This window comes from Marinobacter azerbaijanicus (assembly GCF_030250645.1).
Classification (GTDB): Bacteria; Pseudomonadota; Gammaproteobacteria; order Pseudomonadales; family Oleiphilaceae; genus Marinobacter; species Marinobacter azerbaijanicus.
This window is the reverse complement of record NZ_JASSVS010000005.1, coordinates 306619-329965: the sequence shown is the minus strand read 5'-3', so window position 1 is coordinate 329965 and position 23347 is coordinate 306619. Positions and strand designations below refer to the sequence as shown.

General features: G+C 57.9%; 18 protein-coding genes. 9 read left to right on the top strand and 9 right to left on the bottom strand.

Going from position 1 to position 23347, the window contains the following annotated elements:
- Positions 1–2: 2 nt before the first annotated feature.
- The 6 genes from QPM17_RS12425 to QPM17_RS12400 form a co-directional block, all read right to left on the bottom strand.
- Positions 3–1955, bottom strand: coding sequence for a methyl-accepting chemotaxis protein (locus tag QPM17_RS12425; protein WP_285391078.1), 1953 nt, complete (start codon positions 1953–1955; stop codon positions 3–5).
- Between the two features lie 367 nt (positions 1956–2322).
- Positions 2323–2778, bottom strand: coding sequence for a MaoC family dehydratase (locus QPM17_RS12420; protein WP_285391077.1), 456 nt, complete (start codon positions 2776–2778; stop codon positions 2323–2325).
- Positions 2779–2806: 28 nt separating this feature from the next.
- Positions 2807–3565: a class II aldolase/adducin family protein gene (locus tag QPM17_RS12415; protein WP_285391076.1), complete on the bottom strand. Its 759-nt coding sequence runs from the start codon at positions 3563–3565 to the stop codon at positions 2807–2809.
- A gap of 33 nt (positions 3566–3598) precedes the next feature.
- The gene (locus QPM17_RS12410) at positions 3599–4741 is read right to left on the bottom strand and encodes an acyl-CoA dehydrogenase family protein (protein WP_285391075.1); all 1143 of its coding nucleotides are present in this window, start codon (positions 4739–4741) and stop codon (positions 3599–3601) included.
- A 10-nt stretch (positions 4742–4751) separates the two neighbouring features.
- A complete protein-coding gene (locus QPM17_RS12405) occupies positions 4752–5948 on the bottom strand; it encodes an acyl-CoA dehydrogenase family protein (protein WP_285391074.1) in 1197 nt (398 codons plus the stop codon).
- 31 nt (positions 5949–5979) lie between these two features.
- Positions 5980–7149: an acyl-CoA dehydrogenase gene (locus QPM17_RS12400; RefSeq protein ID WP_285391073.1), complete on the bottom strand. Its 1170-nt coding sequence runs from the start codon at positions 7147–7149 to the stop codon at positions 5980–5982.
- A gap of 182 nt (positions 7150–7331) precedes the next feature.
- Here QPM17_RS12400 and QPM17_RS12395 point away from each other — a divergent pair, with 182 nt between their 5' ends.
- Positions 7332–8687 (top strand): hypothetical protein, encoded by a 1356-nt coding sequence (locus QPM17_RS12395; protein ID WP_285391072.1) that lies wholly within the window; start codon positions 7332–7334, stop codon positions 8685–8687.
- A 26-nt stretch (positions 8688–8713) separates the two neighbouring features.
- On the opposite strand, the gene QPM17_RS12390 is transcribed toward QPM17_RS12395, so the two are convergent.
- Positions 8714–9643, bottom strand: coding sequence for a 2-hydroxyacid dehydrogenase (locus tag QPM17_RS12390; protein ID WP_285391071.1), 930 nt, complete (start codon positions 9641–9643; stop codon positions 8714–8716).
- A gap of 141 nt (positions 9644–9784) precedes the next feature.
- Between QPM17_RS12390 and QPM17_RS12385 the strand changes: the two genes are divergently transcribed.
- The 6 genes from QPM17_RS12385 to QPM17_RS12360 all read left to right on the top strand — a co-directional run bounded on the left by QPM17_RS12385 (position 9785) and on the right by QPM17_RS12360 (position 19420).
- Positions 9785–10609 carry an IclR family transcriptional regulator gene (locus QPM17_RS12385; protein WP_422732760.1) on the top strand — a complete coding sequence of 275 codons (825 nt, stop codon included), beginning with the start codon at positions 9785–9787 and terminating at the stop codon, positions 10607–10609.
- 290 nt (positions 10610–10899) lie between these two features.
- Complete coding sequence (locus QPM17_RS12380; protein WP_285391069.1) at positions 10900–12993, top strand: 3-hydroxyacyl-CoA dehydrogenase NAD-binding domain-containing protein; 2094 nt, start codon at positions 10900–10902, stop codon at positions 12991–12993.
- Between the two features lie 268 nt (positions 12994–13261).
- Positions 13262–14446, top strand: a complete 1185-nt coding sequence (locus QPM17_RS12375) for an acetyl-CoA C-acyltransferase (RefSeq protein ID WP_285391068.1) — start codon at positions 13262–13264, stop codon at positions 14444–14446.
- A gap of 439 nt (positions 14447–14885) precedes the next feature.
- A complete protein-coding gene (locus tag QPM17_RS12370) occupies positions 14886–16688 on the top strand; it encodes an acyl-CoA dehydrogenase family protein (RefSeq protein ID WP_285391067.1) in 1803 nt (600 codons plus the stop codon).
- 194 nt (positions 16689–16882) lie between these two features.
- On the top strand, positions 16883–17989 hold the full coding sequence (locus QPM17_RS12365) for a Zn-dependent alcohol dehydrogenase (protein ID WP_285391066.1): 1107 nt from the start codon (positions 16883–16885) through the stop codon (positions 17987–17989).
- A gap of 15 nt (positions 17990–18004) precedes the next feature.
- Positions 18005–19420, top strand: coding sequence for an aldehyde dehydrogenase family protein (locus QPM17_RS12360; protein ID WP_285391065.1), 1416 nt, complete (start codon positions 18005–18007; stop codon positions 19418–19420).
- A 150-nt stretch (positions 19421–19570) separates the two neighbouring features.
- Here the strand turns inward: QPM17_RS12360 and QPM17_RS12355 are convergent, their stop codons facing one another.
- Positions 19571–20155, bottom strand: a complete 585-nt coding sequence (locus QPM17_RS12355; RefSeq protein WP_285391064.1) for a QsdR family transcriptional regulator — start codon at positions 20153–20155, stop codon at positions 19571–19573.
- Positions 20156–20244: 89 nt separating this feature from the next.
- On the opposite strand from QPM17_RS12355, the gene QPM17_RS12350 reads away from it, so the two are divergent.
- Entirely contained in the window at positions 20245–20958 is a 714-nt protein-coding gene (locus QPM17_RS12350) for a response regulator transcription factor (RefSeq protein ID WP_285391063.1), read from the top strand.
- A 3-nt stretch (positions 20959–20961) separates the two neighbouring features.
- Entirely contained in the window at positions 20962–22443 is a 1482-nt protein-coding gene (locus tag QPM17_RS12345) for a sensor histidine kinase (RefSeq protein ID WP_285391062.1), read from the top strand.
- 356 nt (positions 22444–22799) lie between these two features.
- Here QPM17_RS12345 and QPM17_RS12340 read toward each other — a convergent pair whose 3' ends face one another.
- The gene (locus tag QPM17_RS12340) at positions 22800–23204 is read right to left on the bottom strand and encodes a cupin domain-containing protein (RefSeq protein WP_285391061.1); all 405 of its coding nucleotides are present in this window, start codon (positions 23202–23204) and stop codon (positions 22800–22802) included.
- Positions 23205–23347: the final 143 nt, after the last annotated feature.

Here is a 23347-nt window from a genome sequence, read left to right as displayed (position 1 = left end):
GGTTAAGAAAGACGGAAACGCTCGGATACCCGTTTCAGATCACTGCCCAGTTGGGCGAGATCATTGGATGAAACAGCGATCTGGTTATTCGCAGTTGCGTTCTGGTCGGTAACCTCCCGTATGCTCACCACATTTTCGCTAATTTCCTCGGCAACCGAAGTCTGCTCTTCCACCGCCGTCGCAATCTGATGGTTCATCGACTGAATGGTGGACACCGAATCGGCAATGCTGGATAACGCCTCGCCGGCTGTGCGCGAGACCTGCACCGACGATTCGGCGCTCTCGCTGTTGCTGTGCATGCTCTCCACGGCTTCATTTGCGCCTTTTTGCAGAGCATTGACCAGGTTTTCGATTTCACCGGTCGACTGATGAGTCCGTTGCGCCAGCCCACGAACTTCGTCGGCGACGACGGCGAAACCGCGTCCCTGCTCGCCGGCCCGTGCCGCTTCGATGGCGGCATTCAGTGCCAGCAGGTTGGTTTGTTCAGCAATTTCCCGGATCACATCCAGAATGGTCCCGATATTGGCGCTGTCTTCCCGCAGCTTGGCGATGGACTCGGCACTGTGGTTAATATCCTGGGACAGGGTTTCAATCTTGTTCATGGCGGTCGACACGACGTCGTATCCGTCCTTCGCCTTGGTGTCGGACTCGGACGCCGCATTGGCCGCCGCTTCGGCGTTTTGAGCCACTTCCTGAATGGTGGCCGTCATTTCATTCATCGCAGTGGCCACCTGATCGGTCTGGTCCCGCTGTTGCGCTGCGCCGGCACTGGTCTGCTCGGTCACGGCCGACAATTCCTCGGCCGAGCTCGCGACCTGGGCAATCCCATCGGAAACCTCCTGCACCATGTGGCGAAGGTTTTCAGTCATCACCTGCATGGCCATCATCAGGCGACCAAGGTCGTCCTTGCGATCGGTATGGATGTTGTTGGTCAGATCGCCATCTGCGACCTTGCCGGCGTGTGCCGCCAGTTGCTCCAGCGGACGGACAATGGAGCGGGTGATCAACAGCGCCGATCCACTGCCAACCACGACGGCCACGATGGACGCCCACAACAGGATCTGCAAAGCGTCGTCCCGGGTCTTGCTCATGAGGGTGCGCTCATGGGCAAGCGCGGCTTCTGCCTGTTCCCGGGTATTCCGCGCCAGCTCGGTGACACGGGCGTCGTCCTGTTCCAGGGTAGCGACAGTTCGTGTCAGGTTGGAGAATCCCGTTTCGTAGGCACCAAGCGCGGCCTCAAGATCAGCGATTCGATCCTTTGCCGACTGGGTATCGGCGAAGTCGGCCAGCTCTTTCGTCCCCTCTCGGATCTCAGTAAGGCGTTGGGTCAGCGCCGCTGAATCTTCGGCGCTTTCCGAGCGGACGTAGTTCTTCTCGATGCGCCGCGCGTCGAGCATGTCCCGCGCCAGCTCGCCGGACCGGCGAACCATGCGCATGGAGTCCCGGGCCGCGACTTCCTGGCCAGCCCTCAGCTGCTCCTGCGACCGAGTCTGGAAAAACTGCTCCAGCTGCACGAATCCCTCTACTGCCTGGCGGGCCCGCTGCTCCATCGCGGTCAGCTCCGTCTCACTCTCGGCCCGTTGAGCAACCATTCGCTGGAAAGCTTCACGGTATTCCGCAAGATCTTTGCGAATGGATCCCATGGCATCCTTCTGCTCTGGATTTTCAAGGATGTCCTGTTCTTTCCCTGCCACTTCGCTAGCGGACTCGATGGCGGTAAGGGTGCCATCGATATAGCGCGGCTCGTTGCGAAGGAAAAAATTCTTTTCGTTAAACCGGGCCTGGTCGACAAGGTTGTTGATCTTGGATACCGCCCGGACATTCTCGCTGCGCTCGAACAGATCATCGAACGCCGAGTAGGAGAAAAAAGAGGTAATGATGATGAGTGAGAGAGTAAATCCGAATGCTGATAAAAGCTTAACTTTTACGGAGGTGTTCAATAAAAAATTTCTCATAGTACCGCCTGGCTTAGACTGCCTTTGATGTCAGTTTTCCCTAGGACTATGTTTTAAAAGACTAAATAGATTATTTGTTTTAGCTAAGGATTGAAGGTTTTTTAATTTATAGGTTTTAATTTTACATGTCTAATGTTGGCGGTTTTATATGTTTATTATTTATTCTTACTTAATATATTTAATTATTAAATATGTTTTCAGGGCAAATTCTTTTCGGTATTTTCGTAGAAATTGATTGTTTTTTAGATTACCTCCATAGGCGCATCTTCAGCGGCACGAAAGGGGTAGCGGCACCTGTCTGCTGCGATGCAGACAGACAGGCAGGTTCGAGACAGAAAAATTCGGTCCGGCTGCCAATGGCGAGGGTTCAGACCACGTACATCACCAGAATCTCCGCCACGCAGGCAGGCTTGTCCTCCCCCTGAATCTCCACTGTGGTCCTGTAAGCGGCGAGGGTGCGCTGGTCGTCCACTCTGGTCACATCCATCAGTTCCATTCTGCTCCGGATAGCCGACCCGGACTTCACCGCGGCGGGGAAGCGTAGCTTGTTTATTCCGTAGTTGATGCTGGCGCTTTTGCCCTGCACGTTGATCACCTGCTGATTCAACTGAGGAATCAGCGAGGCGGTCAGAAAACCGTGGGCCACCGTGCTCTTCCAGGGTGATTCACGTCTTGCCCGTTCGACATCCAGATGAATCCACTGGTGGTCGCCCGTGGCATCGGCAAAAGCCTGAATCATCTCCTGGGTGACGGTTTTCCAGGGGCTGTGGCCAATCAAAGAATCCTTGTGCTTTTCCAGATCGTTCAGCTCAACCGAAAGCATACCTGCATCCTTGAATCGATGGTTAAAGCTATACGGCGTAACCGGGATTCTTGCTGTCCAGAAGCCGAACCAGAGCAGGCCAGGTTAAAGCCGCCGCACTACCCAGCGCCTGAGATTGATCCGCCGTGGTCTGAATGGCCTGCTCCGAGGGCATATAGGTGGGACCACAACTCTGGGCCTTGACCTGAATCTCGCAGGCCTTCATCAGGAAATACAGATAGGTGAAGGTCTCAGGCACATCCTTACCTGCGGTCAGCACACCATGGTTGCGCAACAGCATCATCGACTTGTCGCCAAGATCGTTGATCAGCCGCTCGCGCTCATCCAGATTCAGGGCCACGCCTTCGTAGTCGTGATAGCTTAGATGATTCAGGCACAGCATGGCTGTCTGGCTCAGTGGCAGCAGACCATCCCGGTGAGCGGATACCGCAACGCCATCGGGCGCATGCAGGTGCATCACTGCACCGGCGTCTTCACGGCCCATATGTACGGCACTGTGAATGGTAAAGCCGGCCGGGTTGACGCGGCTGAGGCCACCGGATTCCACTACCTGTCCATCACGATCCACTTTCACCAGCGAGGACGCGGTGATTTCATGGAACAGCAGGCCGTAAGGGTTAATCAGGAAATGATGCTCTGGCCCGGGCACCCGCGCGGACAGATGGGTAAACACCAGATCATCCCAGCCAAACAGTGCCACCAGCCGATAAGCGGCGGCCAGCTCGGTACGCACCTTCCATTCGGCCTGCTTCAGGTCCTGTTGTGGTGACAGCTCGTTTGTTGTCATGGAATCTCCTCGGGCTCACAGGTTCTGAGCCGTTCAGCTTGCCTGCAGCAGGTTGGCGTAACGCTCCAGATGGAAATCGTCGTCACCGAGCTGGTGGTTGATGCCGATCAGCCGCTTGGCGTAGTGGGCGAAGTTGTATTCCCAGGTCATGCCAATGCCACCGTGCATCTGGATACCGCTTTCGGAGATAAACTGCCCCGCGCGCCCGATGACATTCTTGGCGCCTGCAAGAACACGACGGCGCTCATCATTCTGTTCACCGTCAGCAACGCTGGCGGCCAGAATGGCCATGGAGCGAGCCTGCTCCAACTCTGACATCATGTCCACCATGCGGTGCTGCAGTACCTGGAACTTGCCGATAGGCACGCCAAACTGCTTGCGCTGTTTGAGGTATTCCAGGGTCAGCTCGTTGGCTATCTCCATCACGCCAACAGCCTCGGCACACAGGGCGGCAATCGCGCGGCCGGCCTGGAATTCGATGACCCCGGCAGCCTTGCCCTCCTCACCCAGCAGCGCGTCCGCACTTACCTGAACCTTGTTCAGGGTAATGTCACAGCCTTTGGCACCGTCGATGGTGGGATAGGTGCGGCGCTCAATGCCGGCAGTCTCCGGGCTCAGGGCAAACAGGGTGATGCCGTTGGTATCGCGGCTGTCACCGGAGGTGCGGGCAGAAATCACAATCACGTCGGCACAATGGCCACCGATCACCACTGCCTTGCGGCCATTCAGAACGTAACCCTCACCGTTTTTCTCGGCACGGGTTTCTATATTGTTCAGGTCATAGAAGCTCTGGGGCTCCTGCAGGCCCACTGCGGCTTTCAATTCGCCGCTGGCGATACCGGTCAGCCAGTTTTCTTTCTGGCTGTCGTTGCCGGCCTGGCCAATCAGTCCGCCGCCGAGAATGATGGACTGAAGATATGGCTCCAGGCACAGGCCGCGGCCCAGCTCCGTCATCACCGACTGCACTTCCACGCCACCGCCGCCAAAGCCGCCCAGTTCTTCGGAGAAGGGCACGGCCGTCAGACCCAGTTCGCTGAGCTGCTTCCAGAAGTCGGCGCTAAAGCCCAGATCGGTTTCGCTGAATGCCAGGCGTTTCTCAAAACTGTATTCACCACGCACCAGGCGGGCCACCGTGTCTTGCAGCATCTGCTGCTCTTCATTGAGTTGGAAATCCATGGTCGCCTCCTTAAAGCCCGAGAATCATTTTCGACACGATGTTTTTCTGGATCTCATTGGATCCGCCGAAAATCGACAGTTTGCGGTTGTTGAAGTACTGGGCTGAAAGCGGTGCGGCGTCCTTATCGGACAGGAACTCGCCGTCGTAATCCAGATCCATTTCTTCTTCCAGAAATGGCAGGGCATAGGGACCGATGGCGCGGCGGGCCAGATCGTTGATGGCCTGGCGGATCTCGGTGCCTTTTACTTTCAGCATCGAACTTTCCGCACCGGGTACGCCGCCACCTTCAACCGAGGCAATGATGCGCAGGTTGCTGATGGCGGCTGCGGTCAGGTCAATTTCCACCCTGGCGATGCGCTGGCTGAAGGACGGGTCTTCAATCAACGGTTTGCCGTTTTTCATTCGGCGGCTGGCCAGTTGTTTGAGGTGGGAAAGCGCGGCCTTGGACATGCCAATGCCGGCGAGGCCAGTACGCTCGTAGGTGAGCAGGAACTTGGCGTAGGTCCAGCCTTTGTCTTCCTCGCCAACGAGGTTTGCCACCGGTACCTTCACGTCCTGGAAGAACACTTCGTTGACTTCGTGTTCGCCGTCCAGGGTGATGATAGGGCGCACGCTAATGCCCGGTGTATTCATGTCGATCAGCAGGAATGAAATGCCTTCCTGTTTCTTGACCTCGGTGTTGGTGCGTACCAGACAGAAGATCATATTGGCGTGCTGGCCCAGGGTGGTCCAGGTCTTCTGGCCGTTGACGATGTAGTGGTCGCCGTCACGTACCGCACGGGTCTTGAGGGAAGCCAGGTCGGAGCCGGCGCCGGGCTCGGAATAGCCCTGGCACCACCAGTCCTCGCCACTCAGGATGCGTGGCAGGTATCGCTGCTTCTGTTCCTCGTTACCAAACCGGATGATCACCGGCGCCACCATGTTCACCCCGAACGGGATGGAGCGGGGCACACCGTAACGGGAGGACTCTTCGTCCCAGATGTGCTTCTGTACCGGCGTCCAGTTTACACCGCCATACTCTTCCGGCCAGTGCGTGGCATACCATCCCTGTTTGCAGAGAATCTTCTGCCACCGCTGATGGTCTTCTTTGGACAGGCGGCGGAATCCTTTCACCTTGGCGGCGATATCTGCCGGCAGCTTTTCATCCAGAAACGCTCTGACTTCGTCACGGAAGGCAAGTTCCTCCGCGGTGTAGTTCATGTTCATCGGATAAACCTCGTATGCGTTTGTGCAACTATCAGCTGAACGCCTGAATACCGGTCTGGCCACGCCCCAGGATGAGGGCGTGAACATCGTGAGTACCTTCGTAGGTATTCACCGCTTCCAGATTCATCACGTGGCGAATCACGTGGTATTCGTCAGAAATGCCGTTACCACCGTGCATGTCGCGAGCCACCCGGGCGATGTCCAGAGCCTTGCCGCAGTTGTTGCGCTTGAGCATGGAGATAGCGTCCGTCGAGTAATTGCCGGTGTCCATCATGCGGCCCAGTTGCAGCGCGCCCTGAAGGCCCAGGGTGATGTCGGTCTGCATATCCGCCAGCTTTTTCTGGATCAGCTGGTTGGCCGCCAGCGGCTTGCCAAATTGCTTGCGCTCAAGGGTGTAATTGAGTGCTGCGTGCCAGCAGAACTCGGCGGCGCCGAGGGAACCCCAGCTGATGCCGAAGCGGGCCTTGTTCAGGCAACTGAACGGACCCTTCAGGCCTTCCACGTCGAGCTTGTTCTCATCCGGGACGAAGACCTCGTCCATGAATATAGATCCGGTCTCGGAAGCCCGCAGGGAAAACTTGCCTTCAATCTTCGGCGTGTCCAGACCTTTGGCACCTTCACGTTCAATTACGAAGCCGGTGATCTTGCCATCCAGCTTGGCCCAGACAACGCAAACATCGGCAATGGGTGAGTTGGTGATCCAGGTCTTGGAGCCGCTGACCAGATAGCCACCGTCGACCTTTTTGGCGCGGGTTTCCATGTTGCCGGGGTCAGACCCGTGGTTAGGCTCGGTCAGGCCAAAGCAGCCCACTTTTTCACCGGATGCCAGTTGCGGCAGGATGCGCTTTTTCAGGGCTTCCTGGCCGAAGGCGTGAATCGGGTGAATAACCAGTGACGACTGGACACTCAGTGCTGAGCGGTAAGCGGAGTCTACCCGCTCCACTTCACGGGCAATCAGGCCATAGCACACATGGTTCAGGCCCGGGCCACCGTACTCTTCCGGCAGAGTGGCCCCGAGCATGCCCAGGTCCCCCATGTCGGTAAAGATGGAGCGGTCGAACGTCTCATGTCGGTTCGCCTGGATAATGCCGGGCATCAGTCGCTGGTCGCAGAAGGAACGTATACTGTCCCTGACCTGACGCTCGGTTTCATCCAGTTGCTTGTCGAACTGCAGCAGGTCATCCCAGGGTGCGGAAGCCATGGTGTATCTCCTCAGAAAATTGGTCCTCCCTCTGCAGGGCAGAAAGGGTTCGGACTTATTTCGCCATAAATGTTACTATAGTTTCGTATAGCGGAATTAAGTTTTGTATATTGATGGATAAAGACTAATCCGGGTCTGTGTGAAATGCAACCGATACCACCACCGAAGGTCGTGATTTTTCTATGAGCCGTTTTCTGGTTCCTGTTGCCGTGTTGCTGGAGCTTGTGGCGCTGTATCTGGCCAGTCCCTGGCTCAGCGTGCTGTCCGGCGTGCTGTTTGTGCTGTACTTCCTCACTGTGCTCGGGCAGCTGCAGGTCTATTCCCGTTTCCTTTTTCTGGTCTCGGTCTTGCTGGTGGGTTCCCTTGCGCTGGCGGGCAGGATGGGGAGCGAGGAGCTTATGCGCGCGGCCTCCAATGCCGCCTTCTACGCCGCGTTTCTGGGCAGTCTGGGCATGATGCAGTGCCTGGTAAGGCGGCTGGAAGTGTTGCAGCGCATTCACGACGTTCTGCTGGGTGGCCGCCCTGGGCTACTGTATCCGAAATACGCAGTGGTCAGCTGCGGTATTGCGTCGGTGCTGAGCTTCGGGGTTATGAACCTGCTTTGCGGCACCCTGACGGATACCCTTCGGGACCGGGGTATTACCGGCGCCTCACGTCTGCGCTGGCTGCGCAGTGTGTTGATCAGTACCCTGCGCGGGTTTGCGCTGGTGCCGCTGGTCGCGCCAACCAGTGTCGCGGTGGCGATCATTACCCGTGAAGTGCCGACCCTGAGCTGGTCCGGTCTTTTGCCTTACGGCATTGGCAGTGCCGTGCTGCTGATACTTGTTGGCTGGTTCCTTGAGCACAAACGCTTCCGGCTGATCAGCAGCGAGCGGGAGGCGCTGGAGCACTGGCCATCCGGTAGCGGCCAGCTGGCCCTGCTGGTCACGGTGATTTTCGTTGCCATGGCGGCGCTGGTGCAGTGGTCCGGCGTTAAAGTTTCGGTGGCGGCGATGCTCACGGTGCCGGTGGTAACCTTTTTCTATATGTGGTGGCGTGACCGTTCACTGCCCGGTGTGGCCCGGGAAGCTGTGAACAACATGCTTGGCATGAACAACGAGATGTCCATTTTCGCCGGGTCCGCCATCCTGGGTGCTGCCCTGGTGGCGGTGATTCCGGCGGATGCACTGGCGGGGCTGGCGTCGGGAGAACTGGGTGTGTTCCTGCTGGCGGCCTGCGGATTGCTGATGATGCCCATGCTGTCAGCTATCGGCATTATTCCGATTACCGTATTGAGCGTGCAGGCGGGGCTGATGCCGCAACTGATTGCGGAAGGGGTCGATCCGCTGCCCATTGCTGTGGCACTGGTCATCGGGTTTTCCCTGGCAATGATGCTGTCGCCGTTCGGCCCGGCGGTCATGTTGCTGTCGCGTTTCGGGCAGGTGTCGCGTTGGGTGGTGGCGTTTGGCTGGAACGGGCTGTTCGTACTGCTGTCCATTCCGTTATTACTGGTGATGCTGTGGGGTCTGTTCGTGGTAGCGCCGGCCACCGGGGGATGAGGGTGGCCGGCGCATTGATGCGGTGCTCAGTAGCCGCGGCTGGTGTCGACGATACCGGTGATGGGACGGTTGTGGTAATGGGTGCGAATCTTCCCGGTAATCTGTTCCAGTGTGGCATCCCTCAGGGTGCGGGCCGAAATATGCGGCGTGATGGTGATCTCCGGCTGCCGCCAGAATGGGTGATCCGCGGGCAGCGGCTCCTGGCGGAACACATCCAGGGAGGCTCGTGCCACATGGCCGTCATCTATCGCTTTGAGTAGATCCTCTTCCACCAGATGTTCGCCGCGGCCGACATTGATCACCACGGCGCCGGGCATCAGCTGACTGAAGAGTTGGTGGTTGAGGATGTCGCGGGTTTCATCAGTCAATGGCAGAGTGTTTACCAGTACGCGGGTTGAGCCCAGAAAGTCAGGCAGCTCGTTCATACCGGCAAAGGTGCTCACCTTGTCCAGAGTATGGTCGCTGCGCGCCCAGCCATTGACCCGGTAATCCAGGTCCGCGAGCGTGCACGCTACGCGTTTGCCAATATGGCCCAGCCCCATGATCCCCACAGGCCATTCGCTGCGTTTGATCGGACGGTGAATTTTCCAGACGCGCTCCCGTTGTTGTTCGCGATAGATTTCCATGCCACGGCTGGCTTCCAGCAACTGGTGCAGAACGTATTCTGCCATCTGTACGGACATGCCGGCGTCTTCCAGGCGCACTACCGGAAGGTGAGGGGGCAGATTGGGTATCTCCAGCAGACCGTCGATGCCGGCGCCAAGGTTGAATACCGCCTTCAGTTTGGTCTCCCGCTCGAACAGTTCCGAAGGCGGCTGCCAGACAATGGCGTAATCGGCGTCCACGGCGGGCCCGTTGGCGTCCCACACGTAAACCTCTGCCTCTGGAAGCAGCTCCCTGATGGGTGCGGTCCAGCGTTCTGGCTTGGGGTCTCCGGCTACGAAAAGAACCTTCATGTGCGCTCCTGGCATCGTAAGGTGGGTAAATTTTCTTTATAATATTTCGCTTTGCAGAATATTATACCGAAATAGATTCGTAAACCCGGGTCGAGGTATCGTAAAAGCGGTTCAGGCAATGCTGTTGGAGGATGCCCCATTATGAGTAAAGCACAAAACACCCCGCCGGAACTGATGGCGGCGTCCGGTGACGGTGAGCCGGTAAAGCCAGAAAAAGACCGCAAGTTTGTAGAGGCGCTTTCCCGCGGCCTCGACGTGCTTCGTGCTTTCAGTCAGGGCTCGGTCATTCTGGGCAATCAGGACATTTCACGCCTGACCGGCCTGCCGAAGCCGACGGTTTCACGCATGACCTACACCCTCACCAAGCTGGGTTACCTCAGCTACAACCCGCAGCTTGAGAAGTACCAGCTCAGCTCCGGCGTTCTTGCCCTGGGTTACGCCTATGTGTCCAATCTGAAAGTGCGACAGCTGGCCAAGCCATATATGGACGAGTTTGCCCGCCAGACCAACATGTCGGTTGGCCTGACCTGCCGCGATCGCCTGCACATGATCTATGTCGAGAACCGGCTGCCGCCGGAAGCCTCCCTGTTGCGCATGGACATCGGCCTGAAACTTCCCATGGCCACCACTTCGGCGGGGCGCGCCTATTACTGTGCCATCTCTGAAAAGGGCCGTAAGGTAATCGATGATGCCATGGAAGCCAAGTATGGTGACGCCTGGCCTGAGAAACATGAAGGCCTGATGCGTTCGATGGAAGACTACAAGAAGTATGGTTTCTGTCTTTCAATTGGTGAGTGGGATCGCAATATCAATTCCGCGGGTGTGCCCATTCATCTGCAGGATGGCACCATCATGGCGCTGACCTGCGCGGCGCCTTCCTACCTGGTGCCGGCCGAAAAGCTGCGGGAGTCCATCGCTCACCAGTTGGCAATGCTGGCCAGCGATATAGAATCGCTCGGCGTGTGATTCCAGCGTTTAACTGAACAGGCATGGGGTCCGGGCGGGGATCTCCCTCCGAAACCGTGCGGAGCCATGGATGGCGGAGCCGAGCGGTACAGGGAGGTATTCACAGCGTGTTTCGGAGGGAGATCCCTGCCCGGACCCTGCTCCAAGCTTTTGTAGAAAACCCAGGATTCGTCCTGGGTTTTTTTGTGCCTGCATTTTAATTGATGGTTGAAACCTGCCGGCAACTTGTATTAAATCGTTCCTATGTTTCGCTAGTTAAAACCATATTCCATATAAGGCGAGGAGAAATTATGTCTGAGGTCGTAACTTACAACCGGGAAGGCACCGTTGGGGTGATCACCGTGAACTACCCGCCGGTGAACGCTCTCGGCCATGCGGTTCGTTCCGGCCTGGTCTCTGCGCTGGAGCAGGGCCAGAAAGACGCTGACGCCAAAGTACTGTTGCTGGTCTGCGAAGGTCGCACCTTTATTGCCGGCGCCGATATCAGGGAATTCGGAAAGCCAATGCATGAGCCGGGACTGGCGGCGGTGGTCGATCACTTTGAAAACTGCGACAAGCCGGTTGTGGCCGCTATTCACGGTACTGCTCTGGGAGGTGGTCTGGAAACTGCTCTCGGCTGCCACTACCGGGTGGCGCTGAGCAGCGCCAGGGTTGGTCTGCCGGAAGTGAAGCTGGGCCTGTTGCCCGGGGCCGGTGGCACCCAGCGTCTGCCGCGCCTGACCGGGGCACGGAAAGCCCTTGAAATGATTACCACCGGCGAGTTTGTGGAGGCCCAGGACGCCTTCGAAGCGGGTATTCTGGACGCTGTTGAAGACAGCGAGGATATCAAATCGGTTGGTCTGGCATACGCGCAGACGGTTGCCGATGAAGGCAGGCCGGTCCGCCGGGTACGTGACCTGACCGACAGGGTTGAAGCGGACAAAGACAGTGACGTATTCGACCAGTTTCGCGCCAGTCTGCAGAAGAAAGCCCGGGGCCTGTTTTCTCCGTTCAAATGTGTGGACGCGGTAGAAGCTGCTTTCAACCTGCCGTTTGACGAAGGCATGAAGCGTGAGCGGGAACTGTTTATGGAGTGTATGGAATCGCCCCAGCGTAGCGGGCTGATCCACGCGTTCTTTGCCGAGCGTGAGGTGGCCAAGGTAAAAGGCCTGGCCAAAGACACGCCGGTCCGTGAGATCCGCAAAGTGGGTGTGATTGGCGCCGGCACCATGGGTGGTGGTATCGCCATGAACTTCGCCAATGCCGGTATTCCTGTGACGATTGCCGAAGTCAAACAGGAGGCGCTGGACAAGGGCCTGGCGGTGATTCGCAGAAACTACGAGAACTCCGCAAAGAAAGGCCGCATCACCCAGGCCCAGGTTGAGGAGCGCATGAGCCTGATCAGTGGCACCCTGACCTATGACGATTTCAGTGATGCGGATCTGGTGATTGAGGCGGTGTTCGAGAGTATGGACCTGAAGAAGAAAATCTTCGGTCAGTTGGACGAAGCCTGTAAGCCGGGCGCGATCCTGGCTTCCAACACCTCCACGTTGAGTATTGATGACATTGCGGCGGCAACCAGTCGCCCGCAGGACGTGATCGGGCTTCACTTCTTCAGCCCCGCCAACGTGATGAAGCTGCTGGAAATCGTGCGCGGCGAGAAAACCTCTGACGAGGTCAAGGCAACCGCCATGGCACTGGCGAGGAAAATCCGCAAGGTCGGGGTCATGGTGGGTAACTGCTATGGCTTTGTTGGCAATCGCATGCTGCACAAGCGTGGTGCCGAGGCCATGGCGCTGGTCAATGAAGGCGCAACTCCGCAGCAGGTGGACAGGGTACTGACCGATCTCGGCTTTCCGATGGGGCAGTTCGCCATGTCGGATCTGGCCGGCATCGATATTGGCTATAGCATCCGTCAGGAACGCCGCAAGGCTGGTGAGGATGTGCCTGCAAGCTGGCTGGACAAGCTGGCGGAGCAGGGTCGTCTTGGGCAGAAGACCGGGGCGGGTGTGTACAAATACGAGGAAGGTAATCGCAAGCCGATTCCCGACCCGGAAGTGGACGAGATCATTGCCAGTTTCCGTCAGGAGCAGGGTATTAAGCCCCGAGAGATTACTGACCAGGAAATTCTGGAGCGGTGCATGTACGTGATGGTCAATGAGGGCGCGAAGATTCTGGAAGAAGGTATCGCCGACCGGCCTCTGGATATCGATGTAGTGTGGATCTACGGCTACGGCTTCCCGGCTTACCGGGGTGGCCCGATGTTCTGGGCGGATGAGATCGGGCTGGATACCATTCTGGCGACGGTGAAGAACTTCCATGACACAGTGGGTGGCGAGCAGTGGAAGCCGGCTGGGTTGCTGGAGAAGCTGGTTGGTGAAGGTCGGAAGTTCGGGGATCTTTAAGGACTAGCCTGCTGGTGTGGGGGCTGGTCATGGGGAGGGGTGCCTTTTCTTCTGGGAAAAATAACTCGCTGCGCTCAGACATCTTTTTCCCAGAAGAAAAGGCACCCTTCCCCACGACCGACCTTACTCTGGAGGCTTGACCCCTTGCTCTTGTAGGTCGGATTAGCGAAGCGTAATCCGACAACGTCGTCGAAACGCCCAACCCTGTGTCGGATTACGGCTTCGCCTAATCCGACCTACGTGTACACCGATTACTAAGGATATTGTTATGTCTGATGCCGTTATTGTCTCCACAGCACGCACGGGCCTCGGTAAATCCTACCGTGGCGCTTTGAACAACACCCATTCTGTGGATCTGGCCGGTCATGTGATCCGGCACGCGGTTGAGCGTGCGGGTATCGACCCGAATGTTGTTGAAGACGTGATCCTCGGCGCAACCTTCCACGAAGGCGCCCAGGGCAAGAACATCGCTCGCCTGGCGGCGATTCGTGCCGGTCTGCCGGTGACGACTGCTGGCCTTTCCATCAACCGGTTCTGCAGCTCCGGTCTTCAGTCCATTGCTATTGCCGCTCAACGGGTGGTGTCAGAGAAAGTGCCGGCCATGGTGGCCGGTGGTGTCGAATCCATTTCCATGGTGCAGAACGACAAGCTCAACAGCTTTCACGCCACCAACGACTGGCTGATGAAGAACAAGCCTGAGTTGTACCTGGCAATGATTGAAACGGCCGATATTGTTGCCCAACGTTATGGCATCAGCCGCGAGTCCCAGGACGAGTACGCGCTGATTTCCCAGCAGCGCACCGCGGCCGCTCAGGAAGCTGGCAAATTCGACGATGAGATTGTGCCCTTCGACGCCACTATGATGGTGAAGGACAAGGAAACCGGGGACATCAGTTATAAGGATGTCACTCTGGCCCGTGATGAGTGCAATCGCCCGAACACCACACTGGAAGGCCTGCAAGGGCTGAATCCGGTGCGTGGAGATGATCAGTTTGTCACCGCCGGCAACGCGTCCCAGCTCTCGGACGGTGCATCCGTGTGCACGGTGATGAACTCCACATACGCCGAGAAAAACAACATCGAACCCATGGGCATCTTCCGTGGCTTCGCGGTTGCTGGCTGCGAGCCGGACGAAATGGGCATAGGCCCGGTTTTCGCGATTCCACGCCTGCTGGAACGCACCGGTTTGAAAATGGATGACATCGACCTGTGGGAACTGAACGAAGCCTTCGCTTCCCAGGTGGTCTACTGCCGTGATCGTCTGGGTATCCCGATGGAAAAACTGAATGTGAACGGTGGCTCCATCTCCATTGGCCATCCATACGGTGTCACGGGTTCCCGCCTGACGGGCCATGCCCTGATCGAAGGCAAACGCCGTGGTGCCAAGTACGTTGTCGTAACCATGTGCATCGGTGGTGGCCAGGGGGCCGCTGGCCTGTTTGAAGTGGTTTAACTCCGTTGGCTTGTTGGTTTGGGGGCTGGGCCCGCGGCGGGGTGTCTTTTCTTATGGGAAAAATAACTCGCTGCGCTCAGACATCTTTTTCCCGGCAGAAAAGACACCCCACCCCGGGCCCGTCCGGACGGCACGGTTATCGCCACGTCGTCCCATTACCACGTAGGTCGGATTAGCGAAGCGTAATCCGACTGTCGGGTTACGCCGTTGGCTAACCCGACCTACGACCCATAGAACTGATCAGCGATGGATGCAAGTTTATATAAACCGGATATAACTGTGCAGCCAGGCCGGTCATGTGGTGGGGGTACCTTTTCTGACGGGAAAAGGTGTCTGAGCAAAGCGAGTTCTTTTCCCAGAAGAAAAGGTACCCCCACCGCAGGACCAGACTCGAGGCTAGCAGGCTACCGTGCTAATCCATGCCAAAGGTAACGAGGCCATGCAACAAAAAATCATCAACACCCAGGACCTTGCCTTCCAGCTCTTCGAACTCCACGACGTCGAACAGGTCCTGGGCTACGAGCGCTATTCGGAGCACAACCGGGAAACGCTCCAGGCTGCACTTGAACTGGCCCTAAAGGTTGCGTCAGAAGAGTTTGCACCTCACGCAAGACTGGTCGACGAAGAAGAACCCCGGTTCGAGAACGGTCGCGTAACAATGCGCCCGGAAGTCAAAAAGGCCCTGGGTGTTCTGCGGGAAACCGGCCTGATGGCCGCCGGTCAGGACTATGAACGTGGCGGCATGCAGCTTCCCACCGCGGTGGCCCAGATGTGCGTAGGCATGCTCAAGGGTGCGAACGTGGGTACCCAGGGCTACGCCGGGCTGACGATTGCGGCGGCGAATCTGATTGTGGCCCAGGGCAACGAGCATCAGCAGAAAAAGTACGCCGAGCCGATGATGGCCGGCCGCTTCTTCGGCACCATGTGTCTGACGGAGCCCCAGGCCGGATCGTCCCTGGGCGATCTGCGCACCCGGGCGGAGCCTCAGGACGATGGCAGCTATCGCCTGTTCGGCAACAAGATCTATATTTCTGCAGGTGATCACGAGCTGAGCGACAATATCATCCACATGGTACTTGCCCGCTTGCCAGACGCCCCTGCCGGGGTGAAAGGCATTTCCCTGTTTATTGTGCCCAAGGTCCTGGTTAACGAGGACGGCAGCCTGGGTGAGCGTAACGATGTGGCGCTGGCAGGTCTGATTCACAAAATGGGCTATCGCGGCACGACATCCACCATGCTCAATTTCGGCGAGAAAGACGGTGCTGTGGGCTATCTGGTAGGCGAGCCCAACAACGGCCTGGCGGCGATGTTCCATATGATGAATGAAGCTCGCATCGGCGTCGGTCTGGGCTCGGTCATGCTGGGTTATACCGGCTATCTGCACGCGCTGGACTACGCCCGCGAGCGCAAACAGGGTCGTCCCGTTGGCGAGAAAGACCCCGGCACGCCGCAAGTCCCGCTGATCCGTCATGCCGATATCCGCCGCATGCTGCTGGCCCAGAAAGCTTACGTGGAAGGGGGGCTGGCCCTGTGTCTGCAGGGGGCCATGCTGGTGGACGAGAAAAAGCACGGAGCCACCGACGAGCAACGCCAGCTGGCCGCTGGCCTGCTGGATCTGCTCACCCCGGTCATCAAATCCTGGCCCTCCCAATTCTGCCTGGAAGCCAACAGTCTCGCGATCCAGGTACACGGCGGCTACGGCTACACCCGCGAGTATCCGGTTGAACAGTTCTACCGTGATAACCGCCTGAACCCGATCCATGAAGGCACCCACGGCATCCAGGGAATCGATCTTCTGGGCCGCAAGGTCTCCATGGACGGGGGTAAGTTTTATCGGGGGCTTATGGACCGTATGAATGCCACCATCGCCGAAGCCCACGGGAACGAACGACTGGCAATCTGCGCCGATCAACTGAACCGCGCAGTGGCAGCCATGGCCGCAGCCACGGATGCGACCAACGCGGAAAAAGCCAACGGTAACGTCGAAAAAGCTCTGGCTAATGCCTCGCTCTACCTGGAGGCCTTTGGTCACACCGTTGTCGGCTGGCTCTGGCTGCGCCAGGCCATCAAGGCCATTGCCGGGCTGGAAGGAAAAGGTGAGCAGACAGCGGAATTCTACGAGGGTAAGGTGAAAGCCTGTGAGTATTTTGCCAGGTATGAGTTGCCGAAGGTTGTCAGTCTGGCGGAGCTGTTGAGTGCTGTGGATACCACGACGTTGGGTATGCTGGATTCCGAGTTCTAGCAGAGGGTTTGTTTGTCGGATTACGCTTCGCTAATCCGACCTACGGTTGCTTGTGAGGTACCCCATGTAGGTCGGATTAGGCGCAGCCGTAATCCGACAAAGCCAACATTGTCAGAACGGCTGCGGGGTGGGGTACCTCACCTCGCGGCCAGCCCCAAAACAACAAGGCTACGTAAACCAAGGAGTCAAACAAAATGGACAGAAAGGCAAAGGCAGTCGTCTGCCGCGAATGGGGTCAACCCGTTCAGGTGGAAACCATCACCGTGGAAGGCCCCAAGCGGGACGAAATAACCGTAAAGATCGCTGCCTGCGGCGTCTGCCACAGCGACCATTCCGCCACCACCGGCAAGATCCCCTACCCCGCGCCCCTGGTCCTTGGCCACGAAGCCGCCGGCGTCGTCATCGAAGTGGGCGAGGGTGTCACCGCTTTCAAGGAGGGCGACCACGTCGTCAGTTCCTTCATCTCCATGTGCGGCAAGTGCCGCCAATGCGTACGTGGCCGCCCGGTGCTCTGTGAAAACGCACGTAAGGCGATGTTTACCTTGCCGGATGGCACTGTTCGCACCAAGGGCGCGGATGGCGAGGATCTCAATGTTTTCGGCGCCTGCGGCGTAATGGCCGAATACGCCACCATGCACGTGGACAACTGCGTCAAGGTGGATGAGTCCGTACCCATGCAGAACGCTGCTCTGGTAGGCTGTGCTGTCATGACCGGCGTCGGTGCTGTGTTCAACACCGCGAAAGTCGAGCCGGGTTCCCGCACCGCCGTCTTCGGCATTGGTGGTGTCGGGCTGAACGCTATCCAGGGCTGTGTTGCCGCAGGTGCGGAAATGATCGTTGCGGTGGATAACAACGAGAAAAAACTCCAGATGGCCAGGGAATTCGGCGCCACGCACACCATTAATATCAACGAGGTGGAGGATGGCGCCAGAGCCGTGAAAAAGCTCACCGGCGGCGTCGACTATGCCTTCGAATGTGTGGGTGCGGGCCCGGTCGTTGAGCAGGCCTACAAGTGCCTTGGCCGTGGTGGTACCGCGGTGGTGGTGGGGGTGTCGGACCCGAAGGACAAAACCTCCATCACCACCCTGACCCTGCCCGCCGATGAGAAAACTCTCAAGGGTAGCTGGCTGGGCTCTGCGCGGCCGCAGTACGATTTTCCCCGTATCCTCGGACTGTACAGGGCTGGCAAACTCAAGCTCGATGAACTTGTCACCCGCACCTACCACATTGATGACGCGCCACAGGCGTTCGATGATATGTTGGCTGGCAAGAACGCCCGTGGCGTGATCGTTTTCGACTGATTCAGGAGCAGAACCATGAACAACCTCAGCAAGAACTACATCAACGGCCAGTGGCAGGACTGGAATGGCGAGACCATTGATGTCCACGAAGCCGCCACCGGCGACGTTATCGCCAGGGTCCCCGCTTCCGGTCGTGAGGAGATGGAAAAAGCCATCGCTGCGGCAGACAACGCCTTCGAAAGCTGGTCCGAAAGCACACTGGAAAAACGCATTCACGTTCTGGAACAGCTTCATGCCGGCCTGAAAGAGCGAGCAGGCGAGATTGCTGAAACCATCTGCCGGGAAGTGGGCATGCCCATTAAACTGGCAACCGCCATTCAGGCCGGGATGCCCGCCGCTATCACCAAGAGCTACCTGAAACTGTTGCCGGATTTCCCATTCAGCGAACAGGTGGGTAATTCCGAGGTGCAATACACGCCAGTGGGCGTGGTGGGTTGCATAACTCCCTGGAACTACCCCCTGCACCAGGTAATCCTCAAGGTGGTTCCAGCCATTGCCGCTGGCTGCACCCTGGTACTCAAGCCGTCTGAAATCGCACCCCAGAGCGCCTATATCCTGGCGGATATCCTCGACGGCACCGATCTGCCCAAGGGCGTGTTCAACATGGTGTGTGGAGAAGGGCATACCGTAGGCGATACCCTGGTCAAGCACCCCGACGTAAACATGGTGTCCTTCACCGGCTCCACCCGCACCGGCAGCCTGATCGCCCATGCCGCAGCCGATGACTTCAAGCGCTACGCCCTGGAGATGGGGGGCAAGTCCGCTTCGGTCATCCTGGCGGATGCGGATCTGGCCAAAGCGGTGAAGGGAACAGTCAACAACTGCCTGCTGAATTCGGGCCAGACCTGCACCGCGCTGACGCGAATGCTGGTGCCCGCCCAAAAGCACGACGAAGCCTGCGAGCTGGCGGCCAATGCCGTGGCGAAAATGACCCCGGGTAACCCCCTGGAGGAAAGCACGCGCCTGGGCCCGCTGGCCTCAGCGCAACAACGGGACCGGGTGATTGACTATATCAAGCTTGGTATTCAGGACGGCGCGACCCTGATTGCCGGTGGCCCGGAATCGCCAGAAGGCTGCGCCCACGGCTATTTTGTCAAAGCCACCGTTTTCGGCAACGTCAAGCCGGACAGCCGCATCGCCCAGGAAGAAATTTTCGGGCCGGTGCTCTGTGTCATTCCCTATGAGGATGAAGCTGAGGCTATCGAAATTGCCAACGGTACTGCGTATGGCCTGTCAGGCGCTGTCTGGTCCGGAGATGACGCCCACGCCAAGAAAGTGGCCGGAAAGCTGCGTACCGGACAGGTGTTCGTCAATGGCGGAGATTTCAATCCCATGGCGCCGTTCGGCGGGTTTGGCCATTCCGGTGTCGGCCGTGAGTTTGGCAAGTGGGGACTGGAGGAGTTTCTGGAGGTCCGGTCGTTGCAGTTGTGATGGGGCAGTAGCTGGGTGTCGGATTACGCTTCGCTAATCCGACCTACAGGATAAACTCCTCATGCGCCCCGTAGGTCGGATTAGCGAAGCGTAATCCGACAGAATCACTCGGAAGTCCGGTCGGTCCCGGGGTGGGGGTAGCCCCCAGATTCAGACCTTTCCACCAAGCAGAATACGAACAGCAGTACAGGCGTCCTCCAGCTCCTCATCACGGGGCTCGCGCCCGCAGATGATGTCGCTGTACAGGCAGGATTCTGCCAGCCGCACCATGAAATAGGACAGGCTTTCCAGGTTCATTGGCGGGTGGATGAAGCCAGCATCCACCTGCTCTTTCAGTATCCGGGTATTCGCCTCAATGGTGCGGCTATGAAAAGTGGATTGGGACGACGTCAGGATCCTGAGGGCGTATTCCGGATCGTCATGGACGAAACGCCGCAAGGGTTCGGAATGCAGAAGCACCGAATTGATGTGGCGAAACACGCCCACGACATAATCCACACCCTGTCCTGGCGTCTGGCTGATGGCATCCTGGCGCAGGGAATCATAGAGCGACCAGAAGACCTCCCCCATGAGCAGGTCCTTGTTGCCAATCCAGCGAAAGAGAGTGGCCCGCCCGATGCTGAGTTCTTCAGACAGCGAAGCCAGGTGAATTCGCTCCCCCTTCAGCCAAAGCCGGCGGGCACGGCGGATAACGTCCGCAGGTGTCGCCCTGGTTGTGATTACGTCTGCTGCCATTCAGCCCTTCCGTGACAGATTTGTGAACTTTCCACTATACACTGCTATCAAGAGACTGTGATTTTCCTGTTGGCCAGAGTCTGAAAGCAATGACACGAAACGTACTGATTATTGAGGACAACCCGGGAATTGGCGAGCTTGTGCAGATGCACGTGGCTGACCTGGGATTGACCCCTATTCTGTGTGACCGGGGCGATACCGGCCTTGAGCGGTTTCGTGAGGGGGATATTGATCTGGTTGTGCTCGACCTGATGTTACCTGGAGTCGACGGTCTCTCTGTGTGTCGCGAGATCCGGTCCGGCCCGGGTTACGTGCCGGTGTTGATGCTGACAGCGAAAAGCACGGAGCTGGACCGGGTCCTGGGCCTGGAGATGGGTGCGGACGACTATCTCACCAAGCCCTTCAGCGTGGCTGAACTGTCGGCAAGGGTGAAAGCCCTGTTTCGCAGGGTGGATGCCATGGCAGTGGCACAGGCTGCAGATGCTGACGCTACCGAAGTGAATGGCGAGCTAACTACTGATGGCCTGCGCATTGACCCGGCCCGCCGCCGGGTATTTGTACGGGAGCAGGAGGTGGAGCTGACGGCCAGGGAATTCGACCTGCTCTGGTACTTTGCCAATCACCCGGGCCGAGTGTTCAGCCGTGCCCAGTTGCTGGACAAGGTCTGGGGCTATAACCATGAAGGCTATGAGCATACCGTTAATACCCACATCAACCGCCTCAGGGGCAAGATTGAGAGGGACCCGGCCCGGCCCGAGTTTATCGAGACTGTATGGGGGGTGGGTTATCGCTTTCGGGACTGATTCATGGTGAAGACACTCTACACACGGCTGGCTCTTGGCCTGTTCCTGCTGTTATTGGCCGTTGGTGTGCTTTACACCTTTATCAGTCTCTATTCGCTGCGGGAGTACAACGCTTCAGTGAATCAGGAGCTGCACCGTGACCTGGCGAAAAACCTGGTGGCGGACAGGAACCTGGTCAGCGGAGGGGAGCTTGATCGCAGCGCCCTGAAGGAACTCTTCGCGCTGTACATGACCATCAACCCCAGTATCGAAATCTACCTGCTGGATCTGGACGGCACCATCCTCTCGTACTCCGCGGACCCGGCGAAAATCAAGCGCAAGCAGGTGTCGCTGGAGCCCATAAAGCGGCTGATGGACGACATGAGCCGCTACCCCGTACTGGGCGATGACCCGCGCAGCCACGACCGGCAGAAGGTCTTTTCCGTGACCCCCGTACCATCGGCGGACAACCCGGAGGGTTATCTCTACGTGGTGCTGCGGGGCGAGGAATACGACGCTGCAGAAACCATGGCCCGGGGCGGCCAACTACTGGAGCTGAGTGCCTGGGCCCTGATTGTCAGCCTGGCGGTGGTGATGATTGCGGGGCTGGCGGTATTCCGGCTTCTGACCCGCCGGCTTACCTTGCTGACCCGGCTGGTGGAGGACTTCGAACACAGCGACATGAGTCGTCAACCTGCCAGCACCTGGCGTGGCATGCGGCCTGTGGTCCGCGATGAGATTGACTACCTGGGTGCCACCTTTGATGACATGGCGAGCCGGATTGCGTCCCAGATTGAACAACTGACGGAAAAGGACGCCCAGCGCCGCCAACTGGTTGCTCAGGTATCCCACGATCTGCGCACGCCACTGGCGTCCATGCAGGGTTACATTGAAAGCCTGAAACTGCGACGGGATCGTCTGAGCCCGGAAGAGCAGGACCGCTTTCTCGACATTGCACTCAAGGAAGGTCGACGTCTGAACCGCCTGGTGGATGAACTGTTCGAGCTGGCAGCGTTGGAGGCCAGGGAAAAGCAACCGGTACCAGAGCCGTTTCCCCTGGCGGAGCTGGTACATGATGTGGTTCAGAAACATGGGCCGGAAGCCGGGAACCGGCGGATTGAGCTGACCGTCAAAGGTGACCCCGACCAGCCGCTGGCCTACGCGGACCTGGCCATGACCGAGCGGGTGCTGGATAACCTGATTGGCAATGCCATTGCGTACAGCCCTTCTGGTGGTCGTATCGAGGTGGCGATCAGACAAGCTGACGGCCTGCCAGAAGTCTGCGTGCGGGACAGCGGCCCGGGCATTCCGGAGCCGGACCTTCCCCATATCTTTGATCCGTTCTACCGGGGTGAATCCTCTGGCGGGTCAGAACCTCATGCTGGTCTCGGGCTGGCCATCGCCCGCAGGATCATGACCCTCCAGGGTGGTGATATCAATGTTGAAAACCTGAACGCCGGTGGCGCATGCTTCTGTATACGATTACCGGTAAAGCCTGCAGGCTGAACAGCCTGCATCCTTGATGATCTCTCCGGCGTTATACAAACGCAATAAATGGGAGAAATCGCTGTGACGAATGCCGTGCAAACTGGTCACGGTATTCAAAGGGCAAGAGGTTAAGGTTATGAAACGGTATCTGTTACCTGTCTCCACGCCGGCTGCCGGCGGTTCACTGGGAGCAGACGAGTGTACGCGTGTTGACCCTGGATTGGGTTGAGGGGATGCGCGCCGGCTACAAATACGGGTTTGTATTCCCCGGCGAGTTGATGCTGCATGCCAAGCGCCTGCGTATCGCCACCGACCTCTTTCGCTCCTTTCCGTTCGGCGAACCCGGTTATCTGTGGGAGGACGTAGAAGGCCCGTCATATGTCATTGGCTTCGACTGTGTAAGGTGCCTGGTCGCCGAGTTCTTCGACCGTCACGATGAGTCGGAGTTGTGCGTGAACACCTGGTGTAACCTGGATTTTCCGCTGGCTGAAAAGTCGGGCTCGGGACATCCCGGCCTTTTCTGCCAGCCTTGGATCCGCTAATCCCGCCAGTAACCCTATATCAACCCCCTTATGATCCATCAGGTGGCGAACTAGCTGGATGATAACCAATTCGCAAAGTCGATCGAGAGCCGTCTGCTGGCCGCAGCGCTCGGCAAAGGCTTCTTCGAACAGGAGATCCAGAATCTTCTCCAGCGAGGGCAAAGAGTCGAGGGGCAAGAGCACCGGAGCATCAAAAGCCTGTTGTAATCTGATACGCCTGGTGCGCGACAAATCCATGACCTTTCTGTAGATATGGTGCTGGCATCATGCGGATATGGGGTGCCGCTTTATGATTTTATTGGTCAACGCAGGACACTCAATAAATGGGCAGATGGCCTTGGCTCAGAGGGAATGAGGGAGTTTCAAGAACAGAATAACAT